The organism is Methanomethylovorans sp., from assembly GCF_041305605.1.
Classification (GTDB): Archaea; Halobacteriota; Methanosarcinia; order Methanosarcinales; family Methanosarcinaceae; genus Methanomethylovorans.
Genome location: NZ_JBFYLB010000046.1, coordinates 1 through 5,688 on the forward strand (window position 1 = coordinate 1; position 5,688 = coordinate 5,688).

Here is a 5,688-nt window from a genome sequence, read left to right on the forward strand (position 1 = left end):
GGCAGCAATGAAATATATGAACAAAATCTCCCACGGGGACATACCACCCGCTATTACAAAAGAATACAATGGATCTTACGGAGAAATGAAGGACAGCCTCAATAGCTGTGTAGCTGCGATCAATGGCCTCCTTGAGGATACAAATAAAATAGCGCAGGCTGGAATCGCAGGCGACCTAAAGGTACGTGCAGATGAATCAAAACATGAGGGAAAATATAAGGCAATCATCTCATCCTTGAACCAAACACTTGATGCCGTTTCAGGGCCTCTGCAGGAAAGCAACGAAGTGCTCAAGAAAATGGCCACTAACGATCTTACATGCGGTATAGAAAGCAAATATCAGGGTGCTTTTGCAGAGAATGCAGCTGCTGTGAATGAAGTACGTGCTCGCCTCACGAACATCACCCGTACTTTTGAGTACATGGCAAGAGGTGATTTTAGTGACCTTGAGCGCTATAAGAAAGCAGGTAAAAGATCTGCTAACGATGAGTTGCTGCCAAACACAATCAGATTGATGGAAAACGTCCTGGGCCTGACGGAAGAATTCCTTGCATTGGGCAAGGCTACTGAAGAAGGCAGACTAGATCACAGGGTTGATGTCACCAGGTTCAAGGGTAAATTCGAAGAAGCTGTCAATGCGGTCAACTATTCAATGGATGCACTTGTGGATCCACTAAATGTTGCCGCTGATTATGTAGCCCGTATTTCGAAGGGAGAGATCCCGCAGAAGATCACAGATGAATACAAAGGTGACTTCAACGAGATCAAAAATAATCTCAATGCATGTATCGATGGCTTGGGCGGTCTTGTGGAAAGCAATAGGATCATGCAAACTCTGGCGGTAAATGATTGTACGCAGAAAGTTGAAGGCAACTACCAGGGTATATATGCAGACGTTGCAAAAGCCACCAATGAGATAAGACAGAAGATAATCAACGTACAGAATGCATTTATCAATGTGGCAGCCGGTGACCTCCATGAACTTGAACAGTATAAGAAGATAGGCAGGCTCTCGGCCAATGACCAGCTGCTCCCATCATACATCAGAATGATGGAGAACATACAGATGCTTGTCGATGATTCGCTTATGCTGTCACATGCAGCAGTGGACGGCAAGCTGGCCACAAGAGCCGATGCCTCAAAGCATAAAGGTGAATTCCGCAAAGTAGTGGAAGGAGTCAACCAGACACTGGATGCAGTTATAGAACCTCTTAATGTTGCCGCAAAAGTAGTTGATTCCTATGCAGAAGGTGATCTGTCTGCAAGGATGGACATCGACGTGCAGGGTGATTTCAAGAAACTCGCTGATACTTTAAACCAGTTTGGAGATAGTATACAAGCTCTGATAAGTGATGCCAGTGAAGTAATGAATGCCATTTCTAACAACAACCTGTCACGCGGAGTGGAAGTCGAAGGTATTGGTGATTTCAGATGCATCACTGAAGGTATAGAGGAAAGCAGGCGTTCTCTGAATTCCATAGTTTCACTTGTAAATGAGGGTGCAAGTAATGTAGCTATCACAGCAGAATCCATGTCAGCTTCCAGTGAAGAAATGACTGCTGCATCAAATCAGATAGCTGAAACCGTGGGTGAGATATCAAAAGGTGCTCAGGACCAGGCAGCAAAATCTTCTGATGTTTCCAGGGCAATGATAGATATGACCAAGACAGTTCAAGAGGTTGCATCCAATTCACAGAAAGCCGCAGAAACTGCAGCTCAATCCAATGAAATGATCAAGGTTATGAGCAAGTCAGCCGGGGAACTAATAGTGAAAATGGCTGACATACAAAAAGCCGAAGCTGAAGCCGGAAATGTGATTAAGCAGCTTGATAAGAAGTCAAGCCAGATAAGTGAAATAGTGAGCCTGATAACAAGCATTGCCGACCAGACAAACCTGCTTGCCCTAAACGCCGCTATAGAAGCAGCCAGGGCAGGCGAGCATGGACGAGGTTTTGCAGTAGTTGCCGATGAGGTCAGGAAGCTGGCAGAAGATTCAGGTAACGCTGCCAAACAAATCTCAGGCCTTATCCACGACATACAGGAGGGCACAAGAAATGCAGTAACTTCCATTGACAGAAGCTCCGAAGAGGTTTCAAAAGGTACTGCTGCTATGAACGAAGCCACCGAAAGTATGTCAAAAGTTGTGGAGGGAGGAAACCAGATAGCTATGATGGTCCAGGACATCGCTGCAGCGGCACAGGAACAATCAGCATCTATCCAGGAGATCACTGCCTCTATGGAAGAAGTGTCTACGATTTCAGAAGAATCGGCAGCTGGCACCCAGGAAGCATCAGCGGCAGTGGAGGAGCAGACCGCTGGTATGCAGGAGCTTGCGAAATCTGCAGAAAAACTTGCATCACTGGCAGATAATATGACATCTGTGGTGAAGAAGTTCATCCTGGACAATAACATCAATTCAGAAGCTAAAGATGGTTCAAGGAAGGGAGAAGAGCTTTCCGGCCAGGCGGCTCAAAGAAAATCAAGTGGACCCACGCAAAAGAACCAAACATTTTGTAGGTCCGGTAGCTCCCGATCTATACATATCTGAAAATGGAGGGATCATTAATGAACGCTCTCATGCAAAAAACTCAAAAGGTTCAACATGCCGACAGTGACCTGCTGCAGCTAGTGATCTTCCAGCTGGGAGGTGAGGAATTTGGTGTAGATATCATGGCAGTGCAGGAGATCATAAAGATGCCTACAATAACCACCATACCCCAGGCTCCTGAATATGTGGCAGGTATCATAAATCTGAGGGGAAGGATCATAGTTGTGATCAGTCTCGGGAAGAAGTTCAACATCTTATCTTCTGAAAAGAACGATGACTATAAAGTTATCGTTGTGGAGCTGGAAAATCAGGTAATAGGCATGATGGTGGATTCAGTCAGTGAAGTGCTGCGTATTCCCAGTACCAGTGTAGACCCTGCCCCAGACATCATAGCATCTGGAGTGTCCTCCAACTATATCCAGGGAGTTGGAAAGCTTGATGATCGTTTGCTCATCCTGCTGGACCTGAGAAATGTACTCTCCGACTATGAGACTGAAGAACTGTCTCAGTTAGTATAAATTTTTAGTACAGGGATTACGACCCTGTTCTTTTCTTTTTAATATTTCCATTTTAGGGCTCTGTAGAAAAGAGATTAAAATCAATCTCACTTGCCTGGAGTGCCCATATTTTAACGTTACCCAGAAACATATTTGAGTAAAGTTTCAATTCTATTTGTTCCTTGAAAATCGAGGATTTCTACAGGGCCTATAAGCAGGTATTTGAAGATATGATTAGGAGAGATGCCCGTCAGGATGGATTTGACGGGCTGACGCATTTGTGCATTTTTCTGTGTTTGCCTGATGGTTTCATTAGGCATTGTAATCATTTCCAATTGACTATTTAATGTCTTTGCTGCTATTGATTCTTATGATTGTTATCATTATGAGCTCTGTACTATTTAACAAACTTTAAATAGAATTGACATTATACAAAGTTATACTGATGGCAAATCCTTCATGTGTTAAAAACAGTATTTTGAAGAGGCATGAGATATGAAAATAAGAGTTGTCAGTTCCAGAGACGAGATAAACACGTTAAACCCGAATGAAAAGATAGTCCATCTTGCATTCAGACCCTCAAACCAAGACATCTTCTCACTTGTAATAAGGTGTCCAGAGGTTAAGGCACTTCACATTCCGAGCTCTTATATGAGAACAGTATCCCGCTCTACAAAGATGTACCTTAAAATGCAAGGTATAGAACTGATAGAAGGCGATGTTTGGGGACATCGTAAGGACATCAACGAGTATTATGAGATCCCTCAAGAGGTATTCGACCGCCTGAAACAATGGCGTACAGATAAGATGCAGGAAAAGGATATTATTGAAAAGTTGACAAGAGAGACCCGACTGGGTCCGGATTTTGTTTCATTCCTTGTCAAGAACAACTAATTACTCGCTGCTGGTGTGTGACCGCATTTCCCTTTTACTCCATTTTTATTATTGTAAAGGATTCCTTGATGTTCAAAATTCTAATCAATTGAGGTATCCAATTATTTCTGATCCATTCGAAGAAAGCTGCGCACCTCGGCATTGAATATCTCTGGTGCCTCGAGGCTGATCTCATGGCCGACGCCAGGTACAATTGCAAGCCTTGATGTTGGAATCTTGGTGTGCAGGTTCTCTGCAACGTCCAGAGGAGAACGCTGGTCGGCTCCGCCGTACAGCAGCAGTGTAGGTACTTTAATGGTTGGAAGCATATCGCGAAGATCAGCCTCAGCGAAGGCGAGCAGCATAGTTCTCATCCCGGCTGGATGGAATTCGGACATGATTGTCGCTGTCTCCTCAATTACCTTGGTCGATACAGATTTAACGAAGAGTGTTGGAATCCACATCTTAACGACCTGCTCGGGCGGCAATTCGGATTGCTGAAGCCCCTGCAGCAAGCGTTGTTCTACGACATCCGGCGGAAGTGATCCCGCCCACCCGGCATAAGCCGAAGCCAGTATGAGAGACCTCGGGATGGCAGGATATTGATGGTAGAACTCAAGTGCAAGTCCGGCACCGAATGATAGACCGAGAACATGAGGCTTTACTAAACCGATTTCCTCTATAAATGCAGCAAGGCAGTCTGCAAAATCAGGCAAACGGAAGGTCTCCGGTGGATCTGCTGAGCGACCGCACCCGGGTGCATCCCAAGCCACCACTGTGAATTCGTCGGACAGCTCATCAAGCTGCCTACGCCACATCCGGCTGTCGCTAAGACCACCGTGGAGCAGCATAAGGGGTGACCCTTCTCCCTTTCGTTCGAATCCAATGCTTAATTCACCTATTTCGACCTTATCCATATGTGTAACCCCATAACGAATTTAGCATTTTCAGCATTATCTACTTTATGAGCCAACATTGACAGTCAAAAATAATACAAATTCTTTATTTTGCTGTATTTGACAAAAATGCAACCAAACTAGGAACATATGACATCATCAGAAAATACGTGCTTTCCTATCAGAAACATTCTTCTGGCAATGCATTCCCACTTGATATAGACCTTTGGAAAGAGCATAATGTGAGAACTATTTTCCCTGTCCCTGATAGCCCCCAGATTGATTTGGGAGGTACGTACACCTTAACCCGGGAACTATGTCTTCGCCACGGGCGCATTCAACATTCTGGAATACACATAGAAGGTTAAAATGTCTGGTAACCGTCCTAATATAGTCGATTATGAATATATCACAGGCTCTCTTGGAGTAATAGAATATCACCTTGAGGAAATAGATCGTCTGGTGGATGAAGTAGACACCCGGACATAAAACCTTTTTCACATACCTTTTTTGAACTTGCTTCCAAATTTAGTCTTATTTTTCAGTAGATATGACTTTCGAACTCGACAACACAACTGTGAATGCAGGTATTTGAAACCCTATTTGGTGCAGTGTACCTCTCACAAGGTCTTGCCGTGTCTCAAGAAGCTGCACTGAAGCATATTTTTAAAATTTCCACCCTCTCAATAGTCAAGAGCAAAGTGCAAGTTGGCAGGCGAGTAAGTAACATGAATATGCAGAAATCAGCATCTTCATCTTTTGGCGGAGTCTATACCTTCTTCCGACCATCAATTAACTTAATCGTTTTAACTGGAGGTGATTGCAGTCCACCAGGGTCTGAAAAGTCATATAGTGAACTAGATGTAGAGGGTCT

General features: G+C 44.2%; 5 protein-coding genes. 4 read left to right on the forward strand and 1 reads right to left on the reverse strand.

Annotation, left to right across the window (positions count from 1 at the left end; all coding sequences use genetic code 11):
* The 3 genes from ACCM36_RS03170 to ACCM36_RS03180 all read left to right on the forward strand — a co-directional run.
* A partial coding sequence (locus tag ACCM36_RS03170; protein ID WP_370572281.1) for a methyl-accepting chemotaxis protein occupies positions 1-2,548 on the forward strand: 2,548 nt, incomplete at its 5' end.
* A gap of 17 nt (positions 2,549-2,565) precedes the next feature.
* On the forward strand, positions 2,566-3,066 hold the full coding sequence (locus ACCM36_RS03175; RefSeq protein ID WP_370572282.1) for a chemotaxis protein CheW: 501 nt from the start codon (positions 2,566-2,568) through the stop codon (positions 3,064-3,066).
* A gap of 474 nt (positions 3,067-3,540) precedes the next feature.
* Positions 3,541-3,939 carry a DUF1699 family protein gene (locus ACCM36_RS03180; RefSeq protein WP_370572283.1) on the forward strand — a complete coding sequence of 133 codons (399 nt, stop codon included), beginning with the start codon at positions 3,541-3,543 and terminating at the stop codon, positions 3,937-3,939.
* Positions 3,940-4,040: 101 nt separating this feature from the next.
* Here the strand turns inward: ACCM36_RS03180 and ACCM36_RS03185 are convergent, their stop codons facing one another.
* Positions 4,041-4,835, reverse strand: a complete 795-nt coding sequence (locus ACCM36_RS03185) for an alpha/beta fold hydrolase (protein ID WP_370572284.1) — start codon at positions 4,833-4,835, stop codon at positions 4,041-4,043.
* A 560-nt stretch (positions 4,836-5,395) separates the two neighbouring features.
* Between ACCM36_RS03185 and ACCM36_RS03190 the strand changes: the two genes are divergently transcribed.
* The coding region (locus tag ACCM36_RS03190) for a hypothetical protein (protein ID WP_370572285.1) at positions 5,396-5,688 on the forward strand (293 nt) is incomplete at its 3' end.

Excerpts from the sequence above, each read along its gene's own strand:
- ACCM36_RS03175 (WP_370572282.1), top strand. The coding sequence starts at position 2,566 with ATGAACGCTCTCATGCAAAAAACTCAAAAGGTTCAACATGCCGACAGT.
- ACCM36_RS03180 (WP_370572283.1), top strand. The coding sequence starts at position 3,541 with ATGAAAATAAGAGTTGTCAGTTCCAGAGACGAGATAAACACGTTAAAC.
- ACCM36_RS03185 (WP_370572284.1), bottom strand. The coding sequence starts at position 4,835 with ATGGATAAGGTCGAAATAGGTGAATTAAGCATTGGATTCGAACGAAAG.